A 25,881-nucleotide genomic window follows, 5' to 3' on the forward strand; every position below is an offset into this window, starting at 1 on the left:
ACTTAGATGAATCATAGTTTCATGCTGTTTCCAGCTTAATCCCAAAGGTCTGGCCAGGTTTTACAGGGATACGCGAATCCAGAAGCGCCTCTATTACCGTATGGTCCTCCAGCGCCAGAAGTATCTTACTGCGAAATCCCTGATATTCCGTACTCTCCACGGTTGCCAGAAGGCCTGACTGCCCTGCTTCCACCAGGTTAACCTGCTCCGGTTTCACCGGATAGCAGTCTGCCTTGTGAAATGAATGGGGAACATGTCTATTGCGGATGACCTCTCCCTTTCCGCAGATAAAGCAGTCATCCTGCCATTTTCCCGGAATGAGATTGGTCTGTCCTACAAACTGGGCCACAAAGGGATTGGCCGGATTTGAGAATATTTCCTTTGGGGTGCCAATCTGCTGCACCACACCATCCTTCATGATGACAATCCTATCCGCCATCCCCATTGCCTCTGACTGGTCATGGGTAACATATAAAATGCTGCTGTGCGTCTCCCTGTGGATACGGCTGATTTCCTTACGCATCTCAATTTTCAGCTTTGCATCCAGATTGGACAGGGGTTCATCCATAAGAAGAAGCCCCGGTTTATCCGCCAGCGACCTGGCTAAAGCCACACGCTGCCTCTGGCCGCCCGAAAGCTCCGAGGGGTAGCGTCCAGCCAGATGGCCCATCCCTACCAGACAAAGCATTTCCATGGCACGCTCTTCCATGTCTTTCTTTGTCCAGGTCTTAATCCGGCTATGGCGCAGGGGAAACAATATCTGCTGAAATACGGTCATATGCGGCCACAGCGCATATGACTGGAACACCATGCCTATATTCCTTTGATTCGGGGAACTTCCATATCCATTTTCGGCTACCACACTCCCGTTCATGGATATGGTCCCTGCCGATGGGATGAAGAATCCCGCCAAAAGGCGCAGCAATGTGGTTTTGCCGCACCCAGATGGTCCGAGAACAGCCACAAATTCCCCTTCCCCAATATCCAGATTAACATCGTCCAAAGCGCGGTAATCGCCGAATTTCATAGAAAGATGTCTGACTGAGGTAATCATGATTGCATACTCCTTTCATTGGTAAAACATGCTGCCCTGACCGCCGGCCGCACCCGTACCCACTCTGCCAGCCAGCCGGAAAGCTTCAGTAAACCGAAACCAATAGCGGCCAAAAGCAGGATGACGGTTGAATAAGCCGAAGCCATATTGGTTTTTCCGGCAGAAGTAAAGTTAAATATCACAACGCCTACTGTTTCCGACCCGGCTGACCAGAGAATGGAGGAAGTGGTCAGCTCCATCAGGCTGCTGAGGAACACAAGTCCCATTCCCGATAACACCGGGGCGCTGGTCAGGGGCAGGATAATCTGTTTCCAGATAGAAGGCGCCGCGGCCCCACAGGACATGCCTGCTTCCTCCATGGCCGGGTCCAGGGTGGCAAAGGCGGAATTACACGCACGCAGGATAACCGCCGTGAAGCGGATGATATAAGCCAGCAGAAGAATCCAGATACTCCCATATATACTTATCCCAAACACAGGCTTTGCAAAGGTCAGGATCAAGCCCAGCCCAAGGATGATGCCCGGAATGGAATAAGGAAATGTGAGCAGATGCTGCAATATGCCGCAAAGCTTTGATTTCCTGCGTAAGGTCCCATAGGATACGGTAATTCCCAGCACGGCACACACAGACACAGACCCCATGGCCAGGACCAGGCTGTTTTTCAACCCGTTCAGGCACTTGCTGTTCCTGAATATTTTTTCAAAATTAGCAAGCGTAACTGTATCCGGCCGGAAGGGGACTCCCATTGCCTTTGTAAGGGATGTCATGACCAGCGTCATCAAAGGCATGATGTTAATCAGGGCCAGGATTAACAGCGCTGCGCACAGAAGCGGTATCCTAAATTTCCCCAGGCTGCATCGGACTGACATGTCCTCCTTTTCCGCCATCACCGAATGCAGTCCTCCTGTAGTCCTGCCGGAAGCCCACATCAGACCGAAGGCAATGAGGGACAGGAAGATTGCCCGTATGGCAGCAGAACCGAAGCTGTCATGGGAGAAGGAAGTGACGGCCTTGTAAATATCCGTGCTGAGGACCGTAATATTGGCCGGAATCCCAATAAACGCAACCGTACCAAAATTATCCAGACAGGAAAGGAATATCAGCAGCATGGCATTTATCAGGATTCCTGCTGACAGCGGAAGGGTCACATGGAAGAATACAGACCATTTCCTGCAGCCGGACACAGTTGCAGCTTGTTCCAGTTCCCGGGAAATCTTCCTGAAATTGTTCAGGGCCAGAAGATATAACAAGGGATAATTACATACCCCAAATATAAGGATGATTCCCCAATGGGAATACAGCGGAAAATGGGTCAGCCTATAAATAAGGCTGCCCTGCCCAAGGGTCTGCATCCATGCCAGGGTTATAATGTATCCCGGAATCACCAGGGGAACCAGCAGCAGGTTATGAATCAGCGGCTTGCAAGGCAGGTCCGTATAAGCAATGAGAAATGCGAACAGAATGCCCAAAGACGCTGCCAGAAGCGTACCGCCTGTATTTACAATAATTGTATTGGCAATAACCCGGTAAAAGGACGGATCCCCTAAAAGCTGAACCAGATACGCCAGCGTAAACCTCCCATCCGGTGTTTTAAACCCATCTGAGAACAGATACACCAGCGGCCAGGTAAAAACAAAAAACAGAAGTATTCCGGCTCCCGCAGCCGGTATGGACAGACGGCGGGAACGGACAGATGACATAGATGACATAGCTTACGCCTTTCTTCTTAGGGTTACTGATTGAACATGACATCGAATTTCTGTTTATCGGCTTCCTTGGTCCCCAATAGGTCCCTGGGGTCAATATAGAGCATCTTCCTATCTTCAACCGAAAGGGCTCCCTGGGGAACGGCCACATCCGTACGAGGAGCCGTCTTATAATAATTCTGTGCAGCAAACTCACGCACTTCCCTGGAAAGCATGAAATCAACAAACAGCCGGGCCATGTCACTATTAGGAGCATCCTTCATGATGGCAATGGGGTCGCAGATGGAGGAACATCCTTCCCGGGGATAAACAAAGGCCAGAGGGGAGCCATCGTTCATGGCTGACAGCGTATCTGTATCCAGACACATGCCGTAGGTGCGTTCACCGGTGGCAACAGCCTTAATAACACCACCGTTTCCATTGACTACCTGCATATCATTCTCCTTCATCTGCTCATAAAAATCCCAGCCCAGGTTATCCAGTTTTGTGTAAAGGCTCAGGTTATAAGCGGCCGTTCCTGAATACAGAGGGCTTGGCATGACACATTTTCCCTTGTTGGCCCCATCCGTGAACACGGTAAACGATTCAGGCGCCTCTGACACAAGGTTAGTATTATAGATGATTCCCGTGGATGCAATAGCCGTCCCATAATACATGTGGTCCTTATCTACAAAATCAGGGTAAAGCTTATCAATCTCCGGATAATCATAGGCTTCCAACAGCCCGTCTTCTTTAAACTTTTCAAAGGTAGGGGTATCGGCCAGCATGATTACATCACACTGAATCTTGCTGGATTTCGCCTCTGTCATCATCTTGCTTACCACTTCCTCTGTTCCGCTTCTGAAGTACTGAAAATCTATGTTTGGATATTTCTCCTGAAACATTTTACTGATATCTGTCATATAATCATCACCGGAAGAAGTATATACCATCAGTTCTCCCTGGATATCCTCCGGGGCTTTTCCATTCCCTTCAGCGCCGTTCCCTTCCCGGACCGCATCAGAGGACTTTGCTCCGGAAATATCTGCCTGCGCTGCTGCCCCTGTCTGTGCGGCCCCATCTGCCTGTGCTGCTTCATCCGTCTGTACAGCCGCTGCGGACGAAGGAGCAGAGGTTCCGGCACCTGCACTGCAGCCCGCCAGAGCCAGGCTGACAGCAGCAGTCATACCAACAAATCCAAAATATGTCTTTTTCATAACGTAATCTCCTTTTTTACCTGTGCCTGCAGCATCAGTCAACCCGCTTCTGAATTAGCTGCAGTGCCACAAAATCAGTCTGAACATAGTTGCGGGATAAAAATACAGGATAATAATTTTGATCGTAGTGAAGCTGTTCCAGCATAATCGCTGGCTCCTGTAATATTTCATTGGCCATTGCATCCCAGGGAAGCTCTTTATTCATTGCATGAATCCGCGTAATGGCATATTGAGGGGAAATGTTCCAGTTTTCTTCCAGATAATGAAATATACTTCCCTCAAATCCCTGGTCCATTTTCTGCCCCACCAGGCTTTCTGAAAAAATATTCACTGCAAAAGATACACAGCGCCTGCCTGCGAAGCGTTTCCGCCCCATTACCACAACCTCTTCCCCCGGATTCAGGCACAGTTTCTGACTCCAGGCAGCTTCCGGCTGCTGGTGGCGGACCCACTCAATATGGGCACTTGCCTTAAAACCCGATGCCTCAATCATGGTTCCGATGGAGGTCAGCAGCGTAAGCGGATTCGCAATGGCCCGCCGGGGCGCAGCCACAAAGCTTCCCACACCATTACGGACCTCTATATACTCCGACTCCTGCAGTAGGCGGAGGGCATCCCGAATCGTAGAACGGCCTACATGAAAGTCCTTTGCCAGCTGATATTCGCCGGGCAGCCTGTCCCCTGGTTTTAGATTCCCAGAGGAAATCCGCTCTATGAGTTGTTGTGCTATCCTTCGATATAGGGTATTGCGTTCCACGGCAGACCTGCTTTCCTTTTTTGTATTTGGGCACATATAAGGCGGGAATGAAATCCAAGATATGTGCCAGCGCTTTTTATCCCGCTGTCTGACAGCTTACGTATTTTATTATAAACATTGTAAAGTGCAAAAAAAAGCGAGGATAGGTTAAGGTTTGGTATACGGTGTGTAAAATAAAACCGGGAGCTGTCCGGACAGGAGATTTGTATTTTCATCCCCCTTCTGCACTCCCAATCGATGTCAAAAGGGCGCCCCGGTAATCCCGGAGCGCCCTTAAATACGTCACGATTCAATTAAAAATACTTCTTGCTTCCCCAAAGATTACTCTTCTTTAAGTCCAGATACTCATTGTATGCTTTTTCCAGTATCTGCTTCTCATTCGAAAACTTCAGCAGATGGTATGCTTCATAGAACTTATAATATCCGGAATCCAGAAAGTACTCTTCCCGCTGTGGTTTGCTGTAATAGCTGTCGGCCATCATCAGATACCAGTGTACGTCCTTTTCCACCACGTCCTGGGGGGTGTTGAACGAATATTGGCTCTTGCCGATATACTTGATAATGGATGCACTGACACCGGTCTCCTCCTTTACCTCGCGGAGCGCCGTTTCCTTATACTCTTCGCCAGCTTCTACTGTTCCCTTAGGCAATACCCATCCTTCATATTTATTCTTATAGTTCTTATAAAGGACGAGGATCTTCCCTCGAAATATAACCACACCGCCGCAGCTCGTTGCCTCAATCATTGCAATCCCTCCTGGTGTTGGTGTGAACCTGGCCGTGCTGCAGCTGTACCCGAAAATACGGCGGCACTGACCATAACTGGTCTTAGTATACAACTTTTGGAAGGGATATGCAAGGTTTATCTGTGTTTTGGGACTGGGAGGTAACTGGTAATCCATTTTAATCCATGATGGCTGTCTTCCCTTTAATCCAGTCCTTTCATACCCATAAATACCTTCTCAGCCGTGATGGGCAGTTCCCTGATTCTCACGCCCACTGCATGATACACCGCATTGGCAATGGCCGGCGACGGCGTATTGATTACAATCTCGCCAATGGATTTGGCGCCGTAAGGGCCGGTGGGTTCATAGCTGCACTCGAATTCCACCTGTATGTTTCCCACATCCTGGCGGCTGGGCACCTTGTACTGCATAAAGGAATTCTCATACACCCGTCCTGTGTCTGAATAAGTCACATCCTCGTACAGGGCCATGCCGATTCCCTGGGCCAGGCCGCCCTCGGTCTGTACCCTTGCCAGATTGATGTTAAGCGGGGTGCCGCAGTCCACCGCGGCCACGAACCGCAGCAGCTCCACCTTTCCTGTCTCTGTATCCACTTCCACCTCTGCGGCTCCTGCCATGAAGGGCGGCGGCGATACAGGCGAGGAATGGGACTCTGTTGCCTGAAGCGCATCTTCGTTGCTGCACATGATACGGTTGCCGATGTCCTTAATGGTAATCTCTTTCCTGCTTCCATCCTCCTCGCAGGACACCCGGTACACCCGCCTGCCGTCAAATTCCAGCTCATCCTCACTGCATTCCAGATATTTGGCTGCCTTATGCAGTATCTTTTTCTTTAACGTCTCACATGTCTTCACCACTGCCATGCCGGTCAGGTAAGCCGTACTGGAGGCATAGGAACCGGAATCATAGGGTGAAATATCCGTATCCGTCCCGTATACCACAATATCGTCCAAATCGCAGCCAAGGCATTCCGCCGCAACCTGGGCCAGGGTGGTGTCGCAGCCCGTTCCCATATCCGAGGCGCCGATCATCAAGCTGTAGAACCCGTCGTCATTGACCTTCATGCAGACGCTGGCCACGTCCACGCCCGATATGGCAGATCCCTGCATGGCCATTGCAAGGCCCACGCCGCGCACCTTTGAACCGCTTACCTGCTTCCTGGGGTATTTTTCATCCCAGCCAATCATTTCCTTTACCTTTGCCACGCAGCGGTCCAGGGCACAGCTGTTGGCCGGCTCGCCGTAATAGGCAGGCATGATGTCGCCTTCCTTTACCATGTTGAGCTCCCGCATCCTCACCGGGTCCATTCCTATCTCGGCTGCCAGTTCACTGATAGCGGATTCCACCGCAAATATGCCCTGGGTAGCCCCATAACCCCTGTATGCCCCGGCTGACATGCGGTTGGTGTAGACCACGTCATATCCGAACCGGAAAGCCTTGGGGGTGCGGTACAGCGGGATGGACTTGTGTCCGGAAAGCCCCACGGTGGTTGGGCCGTGTTCGCCGTAGGCCCCTGTATTGGACAGTGTATACACGTCCATGGCCTGGAGGATCCCGCTGCTGTCGCACCCGATTTTCACCCGCACTTCCATCTCATGGCGGGGGGATGAGGCAATCTGGGATTCATAACGGCTGTAAATGATCTTGGCCGGCTTTCCTGTCTTCATTGTGACAATCGCAGGATAAACCTCTGCCACCACGGTCTGCTTGGCCCCAAAGCCGCCTCCAATCCTGGGTTTGATGACCCTGATCCTGGATTTAGGCACATCCAGCGCATGGGCAAGGATCCTCCTTGTGTGGAAAGGAACCTGGGTGGACGCCACTATATTCAGTCTTCCATATACATCCATATAGGTGTAGGCGCGGAATGTCTCCATCATGGCCTGCTGGTTGGCCTTGGTATGGTAAACCCGCTCAATGACATGGCTGCATCCTGCAAAGGCCGCGTCCAGGTCCCCATGGGCCTCAGAACCGGATGCGCACAGGTTGCGGAGATTGTCAGCGCCCACGCTGCAAAGGCTCTTCCAGCTGTCCTCCGGATGCACCAGGATATGGCCGTCCTTGGCATCGTGCATATCCAGCACCGGCTCCAGCACCTGGTACTTAACGCGTATCAGACGCATGGCATGGTCCACTGCCGCCTCATCCACACCGGCCACAATGGCAACCGCGTCCCCCACAAACCGCAGACGCCGGTCCAGGAGCAGCCTGTCATAGGGGCTGGGCTCAGGATAGGTCTGTCCGGCCATGGTAAACCGCTTCTGGGGCACGTCCTTCCATGTCAGGATACACTCAATGCCGGGCATCTTAGCCGCCACCGCGCAATCTATCTCTGTAATCAGGGCGTGGGCATAAGGACTTCTTAGGACCTTGACGATCAGGCAGTCCTTTAACGCCAGGTCGTCCGTATATACGGGCTTTCCCGTAACCAGTGCCTTTGCGTCCTTCTTCACGACCGGAGCCCCCACAACGCGGTAATTCCTCTTCTGATTATTCTCCATCACCGTGCACCTCCTTCTGTGTCCGCGGCGTCCTTCCGCTCCAGGTACTTCTTCACAGCCCGAAGCTGGGACATATATCCGCTGCACCGGCACAGATTGCCTGCCAGGTATTCCTTAATATCCTCCTCATCCGGATGGTCCAGCTCCCGCTCCATGGCCAGCACATTCATGATGAATCCCGGGCTGCAGAACCCGCACTGCTCCCCGCCCTCCGCGGCCAGGAACATGCCGAATTCTTCTGCTTCTTTCTGAAGCCCTTCCAGTGTTGTCACATGACGTCCGTCCACGCGGACGGCCAGGGTGGAACAGGATAACACGGTCTTTCCGTCCAGCCACACCGTACACAGGCCGCAGTTTGCAGTCTCACAGCCGCGCTTCACGCTGTAGCATCCCAGCTTCCTCAGCAGATCCAGCAGGATTACATCCGGCTCCACATCGGCCTGCACATTCTTTCCATTTAACCGGAACTGTATATTCATCCTCTGTTCACACTCCTTCCTGTGAGACGTTCCATCAGACGGCGGGTATAGACCGAAGCCAGCTGGCGGCGGTATCCGCTGCTTCCCCTGGTATTGGTTCCATAGGAAAATGAATCAGCTGCTTCACGCGCCATCTGGGCCAGGCTGTCAAATCCGTCGTCATTGACCTTCACCACCTGGGCCCTGGATGGCCTGGCCCCCACTGACACATACCAGACATTGCCTCCGCGGGACACGCAGCATGCTATCACCGGAAAATCCGTTTCCGTATTCCTCTGGGTGGCATAGGCGGCCTTGCGTCCGTCCTTCTTTATGATGATGCGTACCAGGATGTCCCTGTCGTCCCGGCGCACAGGCCTTTTTGCAAATTCAGCCAAAGGTACGATGCCTCCATGGTAAAGTTCCACATAGGTATCCAGGGCCATCATGCAGGTGAGGATATCAGAAAATCCAAAGCGGGCAAAAATACTTCCTCCCACGGTTGCGCAGTTGCGCATCTGCACCCCTACGATATGACGGGTGCATTCCTTGAAAATGCCGCCAAAATACTGGTTCAGCCCCTGATGGACCTCCAGCTGGCGAAGGGTGCATATACACCCGATCCTGAATTCATCCCCTGTCTCCTCAATCTTATCCAGTCCCAGGCCCGACAGGTCCACAATGGTACGTTTTGTGACACCGGTCATCTTCAGCCATACATTGCCGCCCACCACCAGGCTGCTGCGCTTCTGGCACAGTTCATAAGCTTCCGCCAGACTGTCCACTTTTACATAATCTTCCGCTCGGAACACGCAAGTTCTCCTTTCTTATCATGTGCACCAGGTCAGCCGCAGTTCGGATGCCTTTGTGCGGTGTTTTCATGTAAGGTTAAAACATTGTTTCCTGTAATGTCCATATCCTGTAATGTCAATATCCTGTAAAACCAAAACAAACAGGGAGATTATAGCATGAAATCCCCCTGTTTTCTACAAATATCGTTATTCTTTTACAAGATATATACCGCTTCCCACACGTTATCTGCCATGTATTACCTGGCCATATAAATATCAAACAGCTGCCTTGCAATCGGCGCAGCCGCCTTGCCGCCGCTGCCTCCTTCTTCCACAAGGACCGTAACCACCAGTTTTGGGTTTTCCACGGGCGCAAACCCGGTAAACCATGCATGGGTTTCCTTTCCGGTCTCAAATTCTGCCGAGCCTGTCTTGGCCGCCACCGTATATGCATCGGTGCGTACCGCGGATCCGGTCCCCTCTGTCACCACTGTGCGCATCAGTTCAGTCAATCCCTCTGCCTCTCCCGCCGTCATCAGGCTGCCGTAGGAGGCTGGCATGAATTTCTTAATCTCCTCGCCGCCGGCTGTCTCAACCGAGTTCAGGAAATACGGCTTCATCAAGGTCCCGCCATTGGCAATGGCCGCTGTTATCATGGCATTGTGCATGGGCGTGACCTGCGTGGTTCCCTGTCCAATGGAGGTCTGGAGGATTTCCCAGGTATCTGCCCCGGGTCCCATCTGAAAGGAGCTCTGCTTATAGGGCAGGCCTGTTATGGGGAGCGGGGAGTTAAACAGCAGGCTTTTAGCCGTATCCCGAAAGGCGCCCAGGTTAAGCCCCAGCCCCAGACTGGAAAATGCGCCGTTGCAGGAATTGGCAAAGGACCGGGTAAAATCCTGATGCCCATGGGCCGTGCCGTGATAGCATTTTATCCTGTAGTCCCCGTTTACGTACACGCCGCTGCAGTCAAACTGATAATCCCGGTAACCGCCGGGATGTTCCCGCATATATTCCAGGGCAGTCACGATCTTGAAGGTGGAGCCCGGCGGGTATAGGCCCTGGGTGGCCCGGTTTAACAGCTGGCCTTCCCCATTGCCCCCATCGGTCAGCCAATCCCAGTCCTGGAGCAGGGTATTGGGGTCATATCCGGGCTTGGATACCATGGCCAGCACCTTTCCCGTATCAGGCTCCATGGCAATGACCACGCCTTTCCGGTCGCCCAGGGCAGCATATGCTGCCTGCTGAAGTTCCGCGTCCAGGGTGGTATAGACATTATCCCCCGGATTCTTCCTGCCTGACAGCTCATTGCCCACTTGTTCCAACAGGTTCACATGGGAGGTCAGCAGGTAAAAATTAGCCAGCGCCTCAATTCCTGTCTTACCCTTGGCGGAATAGCCCACCGCATGGTCAAACACGCTGCCATAATAATACACCCGGGTCTCATTGCCATCTGCGTCCACCTGTGTCTCAGCCAGCACCGTTCCATCCCCTGCCATGATTTTCCCCCTTACGATCCGGTCGGAAAACCTGTCCAGGCGCGCATTATAGGAATTATTAATCACGTCCTCGCTTCTCACCTGAAGGAAATACCCCATGTACACGGCCAGTCCCAGGAACAGGGCCACCATCAGGTAGGTAATGCCCAGGATGCAGCTATTCGCCTTTGGATTCGGAGCTGCTTTCCTTGGCGTGTTCTTTTTATCAGACACCATCCAGTTCCTCCTCGTCATTTCTCTTTAATATATACAGCCCCTGTATGATTCCGAAAAGGATGAACGTGCTGAGTATGGAACTTCCCCCATAACTCACAAAGGGCAGCGTCACGCCGGTGGATGGTATGAATTTGGTCACGCCTCCCACGGTCAGGAACACCTGGCTGATATATTCAATTCCAAGGCCAAATGCAATAAGCTTATAGAACACAGCCTGCATGCTGGCCGCAATCATCATGAACTGGATAAAGCAGCCCAGACAGATAAGAAGGACACAGATGGCGAAAATCCCGCCCATTTCCTCTGAAACAGCCGCGAAAATGAAATCCTTTTCCACCACGGGAATCTTGCCCGGCATGCCCTGACAAAGCCCCATCCCAAACCATCCCCCTGTTCCGATTGCAAACAGGGACTGGGTAATCTGATATCCCTTGTTGTCAATATCAGCCCATGGATTGCTCCAGGCCAGGACCCTGCGCCGCACATGGGCAAACATCTGATAGGCCCCCACTGCGGCCCCGGTTCCCAGGAGCGTTCCAAGGCCCAGATAAAACCAGTTGCTGGTGGCCACAAAGAGCATCAGCAGGTACGTGGTAAAGAAAATCAATGCCCCGCCCAAATCCTTGGACAGCACCATAATCAGCACATGGACAGCCGCCACCGCCGTTGCGGCCGCCACTGCCCGGAAATCCGTGGACTGATAGAACATGGACGCAGTGAAAAACACAAAGGTAAGCTTAACAAATTCGGAGGGCTGTATGGAAATCCCTCCTATGGTCAGGGACAGCTGTGCGCCGAAGCTTTCATTTCCAGCCGCATATACGGTAAAGAGAACCAGGATCCCCACCCCTGCATACAGCCACTGAAGCTTATAAAGCTGCCATACCCGTTCCATGATATAAGGAATGGCCCAGGCCAGGCATGCGGAAATCACCACGATGACATACTGGCGCACCGCCTTATCCAGCCCCTTATCCAGGGACAGCCTGGATAGCATGATGAAGCCAACGCACAACAGCATGCATGTATTATTGACCAGAAGCCTGGATACGTTTCTGTACAAAAAACGGTAAAGGTAGATATAACAGAGAAAAAACACCACCTGGGCAACATAAAATGCAATCAGCATCAGCCGCACGCCGTCATTTTCCGTCTTCAGGTACATGACCGCATAAGCCAGGAAATGAATGGCGTACATGGCCCGGTTCTGCCCTGCGCACACCCGCTGCTTCCGGCCCATATCCTTCAGGGAAAAGTACCGGAAGTTGGCATAGGTATAAACTGCCATCAGCAGAATCATCAGGTATTTTGAAACTTCAACAATAAGATTGGTCATAGGCGTCACTCCACTCCGCGCTTAAAATGGCCTCTGGTAAAATCCTTGAACGGCGGCTCTATTGTCTTCCCGCCCATAAAGGATGCAGAAAAGGCTTCCAGCACCTTCTCTGTCTGCTGCGCATCCTCCACCGTAAACTGCAGGCGGATGCGCGCCAGCCCCATGCGCCGTATTAAATCCTCATTGCCAAGCAGGGACACGGGGGACGGATTATAAATGGTATTGTAGCAGAACCGGCAGTGGTTCTTCACCGGCAGCATGGCCCCGGTCCGGTCCTTCAGCATCAGCAGGCCCCGGTCATGGGTGCATGATTTGACGGTCCTGGTGATGCATTGCGCCGATACCATCATGGGCGCATGCCCATATACCACCAGTTCCCCCGGAATATGGGCCTGACAGCAGGCCTGGACCACAGGCCCCATCTCCCGGCTGTTAAGCTCCCATGGCATGGTGACTGCCACGGGATTCCTTGACGCCAGTTCCTCCAGCGTCCCGCTGTTCCAGGCATAAACGGATGCGTCTGTTATGAAGGGCAGGGCAATCCGGTTATCCTCCAGCCACTGGATTTCCTCCAGCGCACGGACCAGTACCCCGTCAAAGCCAGCATCAGCAAGGAGCGCCCTGCTGTCCTTAAAGAACCTTAAGGCATGGTCCCGGAAAATGTGGGGAAGGGCCAGGTAACATGCCCTGCCTGCGGCGTGGCACCGGTCCGCTGCATCTTTCCATGAAGCCGGCCCAAAGCCGGCCGCATCCAGATATACGGCGGATACGTCCTTTTGGTTCAGTACAGGCTCCAGCTGCCAGGGCTCTTCCAGGGAGGCGGTGAGGGTGAAGGGGGCGGAGGTTGGCTGGGCGGCTGCGGACGGCTGGCCGAATCGGGCGGGGGCTGTGTCATCTGGCATCAATTGATGGTCCACTTCCCCGCTGCCTGACAAGCCTGCCAGCTCCCGTCCCGACCTATATGGCTGGAGCAGGGCGGATTCCAGGGCCTTAAGGCCGGACCTTCGCAGCTCGTTGAGTGCCTGTACAGGCAGGAACATTTCTCCTTTTAACTCTGCGCTCAGATGTTCAAAGAAAAACGGGGTATTGCCTGTCTTATTCAGCTGCTTTAACACCTTTTCCTCTGTCATGGGCTGTTTCTGCGCTGCTTCCGGCGCCTGCCCATTGACAGTCACCTCCACTCCGCTGCAGCTCAGGGTCATGACAGACGGCTTTCCCGTCTCCAATATCACATGGCCCATGACGGATTCTTTTAATTCCGCTTCCACATAGGCGCGGTCCAGGTAATCAAACAGCTTCTGGTTTCCTTCCCTGAATTCAGGCTTTTCCTTAAGGGCCACCATATCCCGCCCATTGTGCTCTTCGTAGCAGCCGGAAGTAAAGCCTCCCCTGTCAAATAAATCCAGAAGCATCTTCCGGTCCTCCGGCTCCACATGGTATCCTTCCCTTCCATGGTCCAGATACCGGTCCGTATATTTGCGGTAAATGCTTACAACTCCTGCCGTGTACCTGGGACTCTTCATCCTGCCTTCAATCTTCAGGGAATATACGCCGGCTTCCAGGATGTCCGGCAGGATATCCAGGGTACAGAGGTCCTTCAGGCTCAGGACGTATTTCTCATTCTCCCGGTTCATGACAGCTGGCTTCCCCTGGCCATGCTGTCCTTCGTATACCCGGTAAGGCAGACGGCAGGGCTGGGCACAGCGCCCGCGGTTTCCGCTTCTCCCGCCAATCAGGCTGCTCATAAGGCACTGGCCTGAGTAACAGTAACACAGGGCGCCATGGACAAAGCTTTCGATTTCCACATCCACTTCTTCGCGGACACGGCGTATCTCATCCAGGGACATTTCCCTGGACGTCACCACACGGCTGCAGCCAAAGTCTTTTAACATCCTGGCCCCGTATACGCTGGTTATGGTCATCTGGGTACTGGCATGCAGTTCAAGTCCCGGGAAATTCTCCTTCATGATTCTCAAAGCCCCCAGGTCCTGTACAATCACGCCGTCCAATCCCTGATTGTAGTAGGGCGTCATGTATTCTGCCAATTCTTTCAGCTCGGATTCCTTAAACAGTGTATTGACCGTCATATACAGCCTGCGTCCATGCAGATGCACATAGTCAATGGCTTCCAAAAGCCCCTTTTCATCCGGATTATCCGCATAGGCCCTGGCCCCGAACCGGGTGCCGCCCATGTATACGGCATCTGCCCCGGCTGCCACCGCAGCCTTCATGCTGGCCCAGGAACCTGCCGGTGCCAGTATCTCTGCCTGTTTTTTTTCCATTTTGTCCCAACCTTTCCTGAAAGAAAAGATGCCTCACGCATCATCATGAGACATCCCCCTTGTATCTGTTACAGCATTGCTCAAATGAATCTTCTGTCCCTTCTTGCAGCGCAGGATGGTCCTATCTGCGCCCGCCTCTGTGTGAATTTGCCTTTTTAGCTGCCTGCAGGGCCTTTTTGGCCAGCTCTTCATCTGATATGCCTTTGGTATGTAATGTTGCCGCCGCTTCTGTCCTGGCTGTTTCTGCAGGAGATGCGGCCTGTGTAACGGATGCGGCCCCTTTTATCGGCTGGCCGGCTGTTGCTTTGATTCCTTCTGATATCTTTACCGTGGATGTGGTTTCCCCGGATTGGGTTGCTTCACCGGCCTGGATGGTTCTTGTGGCCTGGGTGGTTTCTGTGGCCTGGATGGTTTCTGTGGCCTGGATGGTTTCCGTGGTTTGGATGGTTTCACTGGCACGGATAGTATCGCTGGTTTGGATGGTTTCCGCGGCCTGCATGGTCTCACTGGCCTCAATCTTGTCTTCCACAGTCAGCGTCTTATCTGCCCGGATGACTTCCGCCGGGATGGACTGGCCTGCGTGGGTGGATTGGGCTGCTGACGGTTCCTTGGCTGTTTCTGCCTCCCTGGCTGCTTCTGCCTCCCTGGACGCTGCCGCCTCTGCTTCCCTGGCCGCCCTTATTTCTTCTTCCATTCGGGCCGTCACCTTGGTGAGCCGGTCCAGCTCCCTTTGACGCTCCTCCAGGTCCTTTAATACTGCCTCCAGCTTCATCTGGGTACTTACTAATTCATGCTTTAAACTGTAGGTTTCTTTTTCCAGGTCGTTTTTCTGACGTTCCATGCCTTCTGCCCACTCCAATGCCTTGAAGTAGTCGTCTGCTATGTTTAACTGGATCATGACGGTCTGATAGTCCGCACTCTGCTTCGAGAAGCCGGGCAGCTTGCGCATCTGCATATTTTTGTCGTTGACATAGCTGGCTGCTTTCTGGAGATAGGCTTCGTCTTCACTTCCGCCTAAGGTGTATATTTTTCCATCTATTAATACTTGGGTGTAATTTTTTGAGTCCATTTTGTTCTCCTGTTTTTTAGGGATGGTGGGATGGAGCTTGGGCCTTGGCCGCTTTGGGACACGGTCCTGTACCCGGGTGTTCGGATGGGCGGTTGGGTGTTGTCCCAATTGCCGGTGTGTGGCTGGCTTTGGTTGGCTTGCCCGTAAGTCCGCAGTGCCCGCTCGATTCCGCTGCGCCCCATCTCGCTCACGGGCTTCGCCCTATGGAAAAAGACAAATGGAAAATTCCTTATGTGCAAGCACAACGAAATTTTCCATCCGCCTTTTTCCGCACTGCTCATTGCCTGCGTGGATATTATACCACATCCCCCCCAAAGCCTCAACCCTGTGTGTACGGCGTTTTTCTACATTTCCTGATTTGGTTTGTTTTAGGGTGTGTTTCCTTCTTTTGGACATCCCAGGTGCCGGTAGGCTGATTGGGTGGCGGTGCGGCCGCGGGGGGTGCGGTTGATCAGGCCGTTCATCAGGAGATAGGGCTCGTATACTTCTTCCAGGGTTCCGGAGTCTTCGCCAAGGGCCGCTGCAAGGGTGTCCAGGCCCACAGGGCCTCCGGAGAATTTCTCTATGATCATGAGAAGGATGTTCCTGTCGTTCTGGTCCAGGCCCAGCTTGTCCACATCCATGATATCCAGGGCAAAGTCCGTTACTTCCCTGGTGATGACCCCGTTGTATTTGACCTGGGCAAAGTCCCTGACGCGCTTTAACAGACGGTTGGCAAGCCTGGGGGTTCCTCTGGAACGCCTTGCCAGCTCCAGCGCGCCCGCTTCCTCAATCTCCACTCCCAGCACACGGGCTGAGTGGAGGATGATGGTGGTAAGCTCCTTTGGGGAGTAGAATTCCAGCCTCTGCACCACGCCGAAACGGTCCCTTAAGGGAGCTGTGAGAAGCCCGGCCCTGGTGGTTGCCCCTACCAGGGTAAAATGGGGCAGGTCAAGACGGATGGACCTGGCTGTGGAATCTTTTCCCAGCATGATGTCAATGGCAAAATCCTCCATGGCCGGGTACAGCACTTCTTCCACCTGACGGTTCAGGCGGTGGATTTCGTCCACAAACAGCACATCCCCTTCCTGGAGATTGTTAAGGATGGCAGCCATCTCCCCCGGCTTCTCAATGGCCGGGCCGCTGGTCACCTTCATGCTGCTTCCCATCTCGTTGGCTATGATTCCGGCCAGGGTGGTCTTGCCCAGCCCCGGAGGGCCGTAGAACAGCACATGGTCCAGCGCCTCATTCCGGTTCCTGGCAGCCTCTATATATACTTTCAGGGTGGATTTAAGCTTTTCCTGCCCCACGTAATCCTTAAGACTCTGAGGGCGCAGCGTTGTCTCTATACGCTCATCTTCCGCCGTTACATCTGTGGTTATAATCCTGCGTTCCATATACACCTCAACTAATCATATATCAATCTGCTGTCCCCGGGCTTTGGGCGTGTCTTAAAATTGCTGTTTGGCCCCACGGATGCCTCGCCGTGGGAGGACCCGTCCCTGATGCCCCTACAGGAAGGACAGATGCTTTAAGGATGCCTTAAGCACATCCTCGGATGTCATGCCATCTGCCACTTCCACCTGCTTCACGGCCCTGGAGGCCTCTGTGTTGGTATATCCCAGGGCCACCAGCGCCTGGACGGCTTCCTTTGCAGCCTCGGCAAGGCCCGCCATGGACGGGGCCGATGGGCCCATGCCGCTGTCCCCGGAAAGGGCCATACTGCCTAATACATCGTCCATGGATATCTTGTCCTTCAGGTCCAGGATCAGGCGCTGGGCTGTCTTATTGCCGATTCCGGGCGCCTTGGCCAATGCCTTTACATCCTCGCTCACAATGGCCAGCCGCAAATCATCCGGCCTGAGCACGGACAGGATACCAAGGGCACCCTTTGGCCCGATTCCATTGACCCCGATCAGCTGCCTGAACATGTCCCGGTCCTGGCTGTGAAGGAAACCGTACAAGGTCATGGCATCCTCCCTTACCTGGAAATAAGTGTAAATCGTCACTTCCTCCCCCAGCCGGGGCAGCTCCGGCTGCAGGGATGCAGGCACGCGGATTGCCAGTCCCACATTGCCTGCCTCCACTATGATACTATCCTCATCAATGCCCATAAGGGGCCCTTTTACATACGAAATCATAAACTGTTCCCATTCTTTCCGTGAAGCGCTGATGGCCCGCGCTCCTTCATCATTACCTGCCATCCATCATAACATACCGCTTAACCCAATGCAAGCAGGTCGAACAAATATTCTGTTTCAGGCACTTGCGCCAAAGCCCGATATAGGCTAAACTAACGGGTGTACAAACACATACTGCCATGATAAAAGGAGTGACCTGCATGATTACCATCAAACATCCCGTTGACCTTCCCGATACATATCCCCTGGAGCGCATCGGCGCCCTGAAGGATCTTTTGTTTTTTGACATAGAAACCACTGGTTTTTCCGGGGACACATCCCAGCTCTACCTGATTGGATGTACCTATCATGACGGCTTTGGCTGGAAATTAATCCAGTGGTTTGCCGACACAAGGGAATCGGAAGCCCAGCTGCTGGAAAGCTTCTTTACCTTCATGAAGCGGTTCCGCATCCTGGTGCATTTTAACGGGGACGGCTTCGACATCCCTTATCTGCTGAAATGCTGCCGCCGTCTGGGGCTTAATTATGATTTTGATTCCATCATAAGCCTGGATATCTACAAAAAAATAAAGCCCTACCGAAAACTGCTGGGCCTTGAGAACATGAAGCAGAAATCCATTGAACGGTTCCTGGGCGTGTCCAGGGAAGATAAATGCTCGGGCGGGGAACTGATCCAGGTTTACAGGGACTATCTGATGTGCCATGAATCCTTTTTATATGACCTGCTGATCCTGCACAATGAGGACGACCTAAAGGGCATGCCCTCCATCCTTCCCATACTGAATTATGCGGATATGTTTAAGTCCCCCTTCACCCTGGAGTCCCAGGAGGTCTGCGGTTCCAATCCATTCCTCAGCCTGACCTGGAAGAACCCGTATTCCATCCCTGTTCCCCTGGAATATGACAGTGCCCCGGTGAGCATGGAGCTGCACCGGGACACCCTTACCTGCAACATTTCCCTGTATCAGGGGGAACTTAAATTCTTCTATCCTAATTATAAGGATTATTATTATCTTCCCATGGAAGATACGGCCATCCACAAAAGCGTGGGCGGATACGTGGACAAGGACGCCCGCAGGAAAGCCACTGCCCGCACCTGTTATACCAGGAAATGCGGCCTGTTCCTGCCTCAGTTCGGCCCGCTGTGGGCCCCTGCGCTGAAGGAGGATTATAAGGGCCTGCTGGACTATGTGGAATACAGCCCCGACCTGTTGGCCGGTCAGGAGGCAGCGGATTCCTATGCGCGGCAGATACTGGATTACGTGAGCAGGAAGCAGGACTGAAGCCTCAGTCCCCATCCCCCCTCCAGCCGTCCCCTGCCCTGTACACGCCTATCTGCTGGCTGAGGATTCCTGACATTTCCTGTGCAGGCACCTCCTTCATATCCACGACCGCGCCATTCCCATCCCTCTCCACCAGAAGGCCGATGGTATCATCCATCCGGGTCATTGCGCCATTTACATAAATTCCGCATCCCGAGGTGTCACGGATTGCCTCCACCAGCTTCCCATGGAAGGACAGGTAACCGGTCCGGGTGTCATAAGCCATGCCATAAGGGCCATACTCCTTTATGTATCCCCTTAAGGAAGCCATGCTGCGCTCCGCGTCCGTAGCCTGTTTCAGGAAATCGGTTTCCCCTGTTTCCCGGAATCCGGCCAGGTTCCCGCTTTCATCCCGCACCGCTTCCAGGCACAGGCTTCCGGCCAGGTCGTCCATCCTGTTGGTACCGTCCCCATAATCATCCAGGAAGTACCCAACGCCCCAGGTGTCATAGAAAATGCGGTCCAGTTCGGGACTGTAACTCATTCCCAGCGCCTCGTATTCCTTAAACTGCGGCGTCCCAGCCAATATCCTGGCCGGACTTTTGCCCTCTGTGCCCAGGGACCCGGTGTTTGCCTCCCCTGCAGATGTCCTGCCTGTGGAGGCAAACACGGTCATTGACATGGTAAACACCAATATGCTGCAAACCATTCCTATCCTGGTCCGTTTATCATTTTTCATAAGTATCATTATCCTTTCTTTAACAGAACTTTTCCCAAAACCATTGTATAATAATGAAACCTTATGATTCTTCTCCGAATACCGCAGCAGGGTCATGGCGTAAGCCAGCCGTCCGTTCCTGTCCATCCCCAGCACTGCTTCCTGGTCGCATGCCAGCTCCATGTCCCGGTTAAAACAATGCCACATCACCCAGACAAGAGGGTTAAACCAATGTATGCATGCGGCTGTCAAAGCCACCATCTTCCACAGATTATCATGCCTTCTGATATGTACATATTCATGGCGCAGGATATGGTCCAGGGACCGGGCATCCTCCAGGTCCATATCCTTTGGAAATATAATCCTGGGATTCCATATGCCATAGGTGACCGGGCTTGTTATCCTGTCATAGACCAGGAATCCCACGCCGCGGCGCCGGGGATGCGCTTCTTTCCACTGCCCCAGGTATCCCCGGTCCGGCAGGGGTAAGGATTCGTTCAGATACCTTGCCTGTCTGATATAGGACCATGCAAAGAAAAGCAGCAGCCCAAGGCAGACATCCAGCCAGACCAGAAATACAATCTTCCCGAACAGCGCGTCCGTCCCCGTCCCAGACAGCCCATACGCACCCGCGTCAGGGGCCGGCTCCTGGATAAACAACATCTGCCCCTCATCCGCCCAGGCAGCCTCAGGCCCCATGGACGGCAGCTGCACAGGCAGTTCAAGGGGAAGCAGCAGCCTGGCCAGGACAACAAACCACATAAGGTACAGGAACCGTGCCGGGAACAGCCTTCTTCCTGCCCGGCGCAGGATCAGGATTGCCAGGATCAGGATTCCGGCCGAAACGCTCATCTCTAATAATCTCATGCTTCCTCCTGTCCCGCCTGCCTTAACACCTGCTTAAGCTCCTCCAGTTCCTCCTTTGACAAGGACTGGCCTGAAAGGAATGCGGCAAAAAATTTAGATTTTGAGCCTTCGAACATACGGTCAATCAGCTCCTCTGTCTCCGCTGCCTGTATCTCTTCCCTCCTCACCGCTGCCCTGCACATGAAATTAGGTTCGCAGCGCTCAATGGCGCCTTTCTCAATGCACTTCTTAATGACCGTGTAAGTGGTGTTGCGGTTCCAGCCAATCTCCTCCTTCAGAAGCTTTGCCATCTGTCCGGCCGTGCAGTCCCCATGTTTCCACAGCGTCTCCATTACCTTCAGTTCAGAGTCGAATAGTTTCAGTTTCATAAAATCTCCTTTCAGTGACTATTGCAATAGTTATCACACTTATAGACTATCACAGTAGTCACAACATGTCAATGACTATTTTGATAGTCATTTTATTTTAACATAGACGAAAAAAAGGAATCCCTTTAAAAGGAATCCCTCAGGCTTTCTATTTTCCATATGGCTATGCTGCGTCAGCAGGTGTTTAACATCACTTCCTCGGCAGCGCCGCCCTGTAATTCTCCCTCACCGTATTCCCCGAATAAGCTGCGTACATCTGGGCGGTAGTGGAGTCCGAATGTCCAAGCATGGCCTGGACCGCATGGATGTCAGCTCCCCCGCGGATCAAATGGGCTGCAAAAGAATGGCGGAGCGTATGGGGCGTGATATCTGCCTGGATACCGGCCTTCTCCCCATAATACTTGATTATCTTCCAGAATCCCTGCCTGCTCATGGCCCTGCCGCTGCAGTTGGTGAACAGCCACGGGGATTCCTTGCCCTTTAACAGCTCCCGGCGCCCCCGCTCCAGGTACAGGCCCATGGCCTGGCTGGCGGTCTTGCCAAAGGGCACCAGCCGCTCCTTCACACCGTCCCGGCAGGTAATATAGCCAATCTGCATATTCAGATCCGCCAGTTCAAGCCCAATCAGCTCGGACACCCGGATACCGGTTGCATACAGAAGTTCCATCATAGCCTTGTCCCGGATTTCCTTGGCCGATGATGTTCCAGGCTGGTCAAGGAGCGCATTGACCTCATTGACACTCAAAATAACAGGCGCTTTCTTCTCAATCTTAGGCGCTTTCAGAAGTTCGGACGGGTCCCTGCGGATGATTCCTTCCCTGAACAGATAACTGAAAAATGCCTTGATGGAAGCAAGCTCCCTTGAAATCGTTGTTGTGGCCTTGCCCTCCTTTTCCAAATAAAGGATATAGGAGTTCAAACTGGTCCTGGTCACTTTCTCAACATCCGTAATCCCTTTCCCTTCCAGGAAGGCAGCCAGCTGCTGCAGGTCCCTTTGATAGGAAATCTCTGTATTTTTTGAAGTTTGCCTCACATCCCGAAGGTAGCTCACAAAACTCTTTATCTCAGACGTCATCTCTTTATATTACCCCTACCCGTTTCTACCATAAATCACGAAAAATCCGTGTGCTGACTATCATTATATCCACATTTTCTTATAAAATCAAACACATTTTTCCCACTTTTACCCCCATTTCACGCTACTTAACATAAAACATACAATATGTTGGAAGGGGGAATTTTGGCGTGTCAATATCTTGTAAAAACAGCCGAAAACTTTTTATGTCCCAATGCCTTAAAATCCTTTATGTTTCAGTTCTTCCACCAGTTTTACGTAAAATTCCACCACGTCAAAGCCACGGTAGTCCTCCCGCTTCAAATCAATCATGTCCCCATGGGAAATACCGCGGTGTTTCCTGTTGGTGACAATCCCCCTGAACTCTCCCCACATGGCTGACTCCGGCGTCACCAGGCCGTCGCTGGCCCCGTCCACTGCCCGGATCAGCAGGTACGGAAGCCACAGCAGCGGGTCGCTTAGGCAGTCCTTCATCAGGGAGGTATAACTCTGGTAAAATACCCCGGGCATATCCGGCACGGTTTCATTGAACCGGCGGCTTAAATCCGTACTGAACTGATGGGTGGCAGTGTAAAAATCAGGATGGGAATCCCCGAAACGGCCAAACCACCGGTCAAAGCATCCGGCAATGAACCGGTACAGTCCTTCCGGCAGACGGCATGCGTAATCCACGAACCTGCATCCCCGGTGGGGCGTATTGATGGTGGTCAGGGAAGCCACCATGGGTGCTGCCCCCAGGTTGGATATGGCGTAACGTGAATCCAGCCCGCCTTTGGAGTGGGCAATGATATTCACCTTGCCGCAGCCTGTCTCTTCCACAATCCCTTCAATCTTCTTCCTGATATCCCCGGCATTATAGGCCACGGTGGCAAATGCCTCCTGGTTCCCATAGTACACTGCTGCCCCGTACCTGGCTAGTTCCCTTGGGATCCTGCCCCAGTAATTAAAATACCTTAAGTCCCTGAAGCCCACGCCGTGGACCAGAAGAAGGGGATATCTGGTCCTGCACATGTCCGACTCTGCACGCACGCTGCGGACCGACTGCTTATAGCATTCAAAGTCATACTCCTCATGGACCAGCCTCATGGCATGAAGAAGGACCAGCAGGTTCACCACCGGAACCCACATGGCCAGGACCATGATGACGCGCATCCTGAGCCTCAGGCGCCTGGAAGTAAAGAATATGCGAAGGATCCCGTTCCAGAGAAGGATCAGCAGCATGATAACCGAATAAATCCCGCCGGCCCATAGGATTTTCTTTTGGACCAGACCCTGGCCCAACCCGGGATATACCTTTAAAAGGACCAGGACCTGGACAAAGATGCCATAGATGGCGGTATAGCAGAGGCACCGGCCTCCCTCCATGATTGTAACCCTCCAGGAGGCATAGGCGTCCTTCCTCTTTGGCATGATCTGGAACACCATCCAGATGACCCAGGTAACCGCCAATGTCATGACCAGCAGCAGGTTCCTGGCAGCCGGCCCCGGGGGGCTTACGGTCTGAAAGCCCGGCCATATTCCCATATGCCAGACATAAGCAGCCACCGGGATGTTCACTGCAAAAGGAATATAGAACGCCAGAAACAGCCGTTTCAGATATGTATGTCCGTTTTTCCTTTCCTTCATCCGTACGTCCTCCTGCATTTTCCTCTAAATGTACTTAAAAGAGCCCTGACAGCAGCGGAGATACCCATATCTCCAGGAACGCCCCTGCCCCCGACATGGCTACCAGCAAAAGTCCGGGCAGGATATGGAGTTTCTTCTGCGCCTGGCCCGACCAGACAGAAAGCACATACCATATCAGAAGGTAGACAATGCCGTGGGGAAGCATGCTGCACAGGAACGCGGCAATGCCCAGGATCCCTTTCCTCATGGTCCAGATTGAAAGCACCACGGCCAGGGACATGCCTGCATAGAAGGTCAGGAAACCAAACAGCATCTGGCTGCACACGGTCAATCCGGCCAGCCAGCCGGCCCCGGTCTCAAACGCCCGCTGCTTCCACACAGCCAGGAAATCCTTGGCCCCATACCGGTTCCCGGCCCCCGCTGTCCCTGCCGCCCCAAGGATACAGCCCTGCACCACAGGGCCGCCGAAGGCCAGGGCTGCCGCCGTCCCTCCCAGCACCCCCAGCACAAAGCAGAACAGCAGCCAGTCCTGATATGTAAGCATTGCAAGGCCCAGCCTTAACCGTCTCAATCCCAAGCCCGTATCCTCCCCATGAATATCTCTAAACTACTGTATTCCGGGGAGGCGGGCATTATGCCAAGTCGTCCTTTTTATCCACGCTGCGGTATTTCCTTGCATAGGCCATGATGGCCGCAATTGTTTTGCCGTCCGTGATCTTCCCTGTGTAAATCATCTCTTCCAGGTCTGAAAGTTCACATGGCTCCACATTGATGACCTCGTCCTCATCCAGGTTCTGGTGGGACGGAATCAGGTTATGGGCAACGAAGATATCAATGGCCTCATCGCAGAATGCAACGGTGGTGGTAAGGCTCATCAGATATTCCAGCTTATCCATGGACTCCACCCTGAACCCCGTCTCCTCCTCCAGTTCCCTGAACGCACAGAGCACCTTGGGCTCACCGGGATCATCCAGCTTGCCGGCCGGGATCTCCAGCGTAAAACGGTTCAGCGCATTGCGGTACTGGCGCACCATGAGGATCTTCCCGTCTGCAGTCACCGGCAGGACGGCCGCCGCCCCGTCGTGGTGGATAAAGTCCCACTTTGCCTCGTGTCCGTTGGCAAGGACCGTGTCCTCATATATCTTAAGGATGTTTCCCTCATACTTAAGCTGTCTGTCCAGACGCACTACGGGCATGCCTTCATTCTCAACTTTGTTTCCCATTGTCGTTCAATCCTTTCCTAATCCGATTATGATCTTATTTACTTATGGCCCTGCATCCGGGCCCGGTTTCACCGCCTATTTCATGCGCTGGGTCTTCTCATAACACGCATCCGCCGCCTTGATGACAGCGCTGCGAAGTCCATGCTCCTCCAGGGCCGACACACCTGCAATGGTGGTGCCGCCCGGCGAACACACCTCATCCTTTAGCTGCCCCGGATGTTTTCCTGTCTCCAGCACCATCCTGGCGCTGCCCATAACGGTCTGGGCAGCCATGGCATAGGCGGTCTTCCTGGGAAGGCCGTACTTCACGCCGCTGTCGGCCAGCGCCTCGATGAACATATACACAAAGGCAGGTGAACTTCCGCTGACACAGCCCACTGCATCCATCAGCCGCTCCTCCACCAGTTCCATACGCCCGCAGGATGAGAAGATAAGGCTGATTTCCTCCTTTTCCTCATCTGAATACATGCCGGCCTCGTATGCAACCCCGGTCATGCCCTCTCCCAGAAGCGCCGGTGTGTTGGGCATGGCCCTGACCACCCTCACACCGCCGCCAAGCCTTGCGCCGATATCCTGTATGGAAATGCCGGGCGCCAGCGAGATGATTACCTGGTCTTTGGTCAGCACATCCTTTATCTCCTCAAACACCACATCAAAATACTGGGGCTTCACCGCAAGGACCAGATACTTTACCTGGGCCGCACATTCCCGGTTGGAGGCAGCGTGGGCCACCTTTGTCTCAGATGTGACCTGGTCCATCTTCTCCTGATGGGCCGCGGTAAACATCATGTCCCGGGGCGCATACACCTTCAGAAGCCCCTTCAGGATGGCGCTTCCCATATTTCCCATTCCGATAAATCCGATCTTAGCCATTATCAATCCTCCTAATCATGAACTGCTGGTATCCTTTTGCTCCCCGAAGCCAAAGCCGCGGGTACCGGCAAAAAACCGGCAGGCTGCGCGCTGGTGCTTCCGGTAAATACCCCGGCAGGATCCGCGCCGCTGCTTCCGGCA

22 protein-coding genes are annotated in these 25,881 nt (G+C 53.3%); 1 reads left to right on the top strand and 21 read right to left on the bottom strand.

Annotated elements, in window-relative coordinates:
- Nucleotides 1-19 precede the first annotated feature (19 nt).
- The 14 genes from DWX59_RS02700 to ruvA all read right to left on the bottom strand — a co-directional run bounded on the left by DWX59_RS02700 (nucleotide 20) and on the right by ruvA (nucleotide 17,728).
- A complete protein-coding gene (locus DWX59_RS02700; RefSeq protein WP_117556008.1) occupies nucleotides 20-1,054 on the bottom strand; it encodes an ABC transporter ATP-binding protein in 1,035 nt (344 codons plus the stop codon).
- Nucleotides 1,051-2,763 (bottom strand): ABC transporter permease, encoded by a 1,713-nt coding sequence (locus DWX59_RS02705; protein ID WP_117556010.1) that lies wholly within the window; start codon nucleotides 2,761-2,763, stop codon nucleotides 1,051-1,053. The genes DWX59_RS02700 and DWX59_RS02705 overlap by 4 nt, the downstream gene beginning before the upstream one ends.
- 23 nt (nucleotides 2,764-2,786) lie before the next feature.
- Nucleotides 2,787-3,956: an ABC transporter substrate-binding protein gene (locus tag DWX59_RS02710; RefSeq protein WP_117556012.1), complete on the bottom strand. Its 1,170-nt coding sequence runs from the start codon at nucleotides 3,954-3,956 to the stop codon at nucleotides 2,787-2,789.
- A gap of 34 nt (nucleotides 3,957-3,990) precedes the next feature.
- Nucleotides 3,991-4,713: a GntR family transcriptional regulator gene (locus tag DWX59_RS02715; protein WP_166460159.1), complete on the bottom strand. Its 723-nt coding sequence runs from the start codon at nucleotides 4,711-4,713 to the stop codon at nucleotides 3,991-3,993.
- A 293-nt stretch (nucleotides 4,714-5,006) separates the two neighbouring features.
- Nucleotides 5,007-5,459, bottom strand: coding sequence for an NUDIX hydrolase (locus DWX59_RS02720; protein WP_002567924.1), 453 nt, complete (start codon nucleotides 5,457-5,459; stop codon nucleotides 5,007-5,009).
- A 182-nt stretch (nucleotides 5,460-5,641) separates the two neighbouring features.
- Complete coding sequence (locus DWX59_RS02725) at nucleotides 5,642-7,960, bottom strand: xanthine dehydrogenase family protein molybdopterin-binding subunit (protein WP_117556016.1); 2,319 nt, start codon at nucleotides 7,958-7,960, stop codon at nucleotides 5,642-5,644.
- The gene (locus DWX59_RS02730; RefSeq protein ID WP_117556018.1) at nucleotides 7,960-8,439 is read right to left on the bottom strand and encodes a (2Fe-2S)-binding protein; all 480 of its coding nucleotides are present in this window, start codon (nucleotides 8,437-8,439) and stop codon (nucleotides 7,960-7,962) included. The genes DWX59_RS02725 and DWX59_RS02730 overlap by 1 nt, the downstream gene beginning before the upstream one ends.
- Complete coding sequence (locus DWX59_RS02735; protein WP_117556020.1) at nucleotides 8,436-9,230, bottom strand: FAD binding domain-containing protein; 795 nt, start codon at nucleotides 9,228-9,230, stop codon at nucleotides 8,436-8,438. The genes DWX59_RS02730 and DWX59_RS02735 overlap by 4 nt, the downstream gene beginning before the upstream one ends.
- Before the next feature lie 236 nt (nucleotides 9,231-9,466).
- Nucleotides 9,467-10,921 (bottom strand): peptidoglycan D,D-transpeptidase FtsI family protein, encoded by a 1,455-nt coding sequence (locus DWX59_RS02740; protein WP_227116389.1) that lies wholly within the window; start codon nucleotides 10,919-10,921, stop codon nucleotides 9,467-9,469.
- A complete protein-coding gene (locus tag DWX59_RS02745; protein ID WP_117556022.1) occupies nucleotides 10,911-12,257 on the bottom strand; it encodes an FtsW/RodA/SpoVE family cell cycle protein in 1,347 nt (448 codons plus the stop codon). The genes DWX59_RS02740 and DWX59_RS02745 overlap by 11 nt, the downstream gene beginning before the upstream one ends.
- A gap of 5 nt (nucleotides 12,258-12,262) precedes the next feature.
- Nucleotides 12,263-14,539 (bottom strand): U32 family peptidase, encoded by a 2,277-nt coding sequence (locus tag DWX59_RS02750; RefSeq protein ID WP_117556024.1) that lies wholly within the window; start codon nucleotides 14,537-14,539, stop codon nucleotides 12,263-12,265.
- Nucleotides 14,540-14,660: 121 nt separating this feature from the next.
- Nucleotides 14,661-15,608, bottom strand: a complete 948-nt coding sequence (locus DWX59_RS02755; RefSeq protein ID WP_117556025.1) for a cell division protein ZapA — start codon at nucleotides 15,606-15,608, stop codon at nucleotides 14,661-14,663.
- A gap of 368 nt (nucleotides 15,609-15,976) precedes the next feature.
- Nucleotides 15,977-16,984: a Holliday junction branch migration DNA helicase RuvB gene (gene ruvB, locus DWX59_RS02760; RefSeq protein WP_117556027.1), complete on the bottom strand. Its 1,008-nt coding sequence runs from the start codon at nucleotides 16,982-16,984 to the stop codon at nucleotides 15,977-15,979.
- 114 nt (nucleotides 16,985-17,098) lie between these two features.
- The gene (gene ruvA / locus DWX59_RS02765) at nucleotides 17,099-17,728 is read right to left on the bottom strand and encodes a Holliday junction branch migration protein RuvA (RefSeq protein WP_117557209.1); all 630 of its coding nucleotides are present in this window, start codon (nucleotides 17,726-17,728) and stop codon (nucleotides 17,099-17,101) included.
- Nucleotides 17,729-17,928: 200 nt separating this feature from the next.
- On the opposite strand from ruvA, the gene DWX59_RS02770 reads away from it, so the two are divergent.
- Complete coding sequence (locus DWX59_RS02770; protein WP_117556029.1) at nucleotides 17,929-19,011, top strand: ribonuclease H-like domain-containing protein; 1,083 nt, start codon at nucleotides 17,929-17,931, stop codon at nucleotides 19,009-19,011.
- Nucleotides 19,012-19,015: 4 nt separating this feature from the next.
- On the opposite strand, the gene DWX59_RS02775 is transcribed toward DWX59_RS02770, so the two are convergent.
- The 7 genes from DWX59_RS02775 to proC form a co-directional block, all read right to left on the bottom strand.
- On the bottom strand, nucleotides 19,016-20,575 hold the full coding sequence (locus DWX59_RS02775) for a M56 family metallopeptidase (RefSeq protein ID WP_117556031.1): 1,560 nt from the start codon (nucleotides 20,573-20,575) through the stop codon (nucleotides 19,016-19,018).
- Complete coding sequence (locus DWX59_RS02780; protein WP_117556033.1) at nucleotides 20,572-20,943, bottom strand: BlaI/MecI/CopY family transcriptional regulator; 372 nt, start codon at nucleotides 20,941-20,943, stop codon at nucleotides 20,572-20,574. Before DWX59_RS02780 ends, DWX59_RS02775 begins: the two co-directional genes overlap by 4 nt.
- A 190-nt stretch (nucleotides 20,944-21,133) precedes the next feature.
- Nucleotides 21,134-22,018, bottom strand: a complete 885-nt coding sequence (locus DWX59_RS02785; protein WP_117556035.1) for a site-specific tyrosine recombinase — start codon at nucleotides 22,016-22,018, stop codon at nucleotides 21,134-21,136.
- A gap of 219 nt (nucleotides 22,019-22,237) precedes the next feature.
- Entirely contained in the window at nucleotides 22,238-23,644 is a 1,407-nt protein-coding gene (locus DWX59_RS02790; protein WP_117556037.1) for a lipase family alpha/beta hydrolase, read from the bottom strand.
- A 34-nt stretch (nucleotides 23,645-23,678) separates the two neighbouring features.
- Nucleotides 23,679-24,221, bottom strand: a complete 543-nt coding sequence (locus DWX59_RS02795; protein ID WP_117556039.1) for a hypothetical protein — start codon at nucleotides 24,219-24,221, stop codon at nucleotides 23,679-23,681.
- Between the two features lie 55 nt (nucleotides 24,222-24,276).
- Complete coding sequence (locus DWX59_RS02800; RefSeq protein ID WP_117556041.1) at nucleotides 24,277-24,867, bottom strand: NUDIX hydrolase; 591 nt, start codon at nucleotides 24,865-24,867, stop codon at nucleotides 24,277-24,279.
- Nucleotides 24,868-24,942: 75 nt separating this feature from the next.
- On the bottom strand, nucleotides 24,943-25,740 hold the full coding sequence (proC, locus tag DWX59_RS02805; RefSeq protein WP_117556043.1) for a pyrroline-5-carboxylate reductase: 798 nt from the start codon (nucleotides 25,738-25,740) through the stop codon (nucleotides 24,943-24,945).
- Nucleotides 25,741-25,881: the final 141 nt, after the last annotated feature.

Origin of the sequence: Enterocloster aldenensis (assembly GCF_003434055.1) — a bacterium.
Lineage (GTDB): Bacteria > Bacillota > Clostridia > Lachnospirales > Lachnospiraceae > Enterocloster > Enterocloster aldenensis.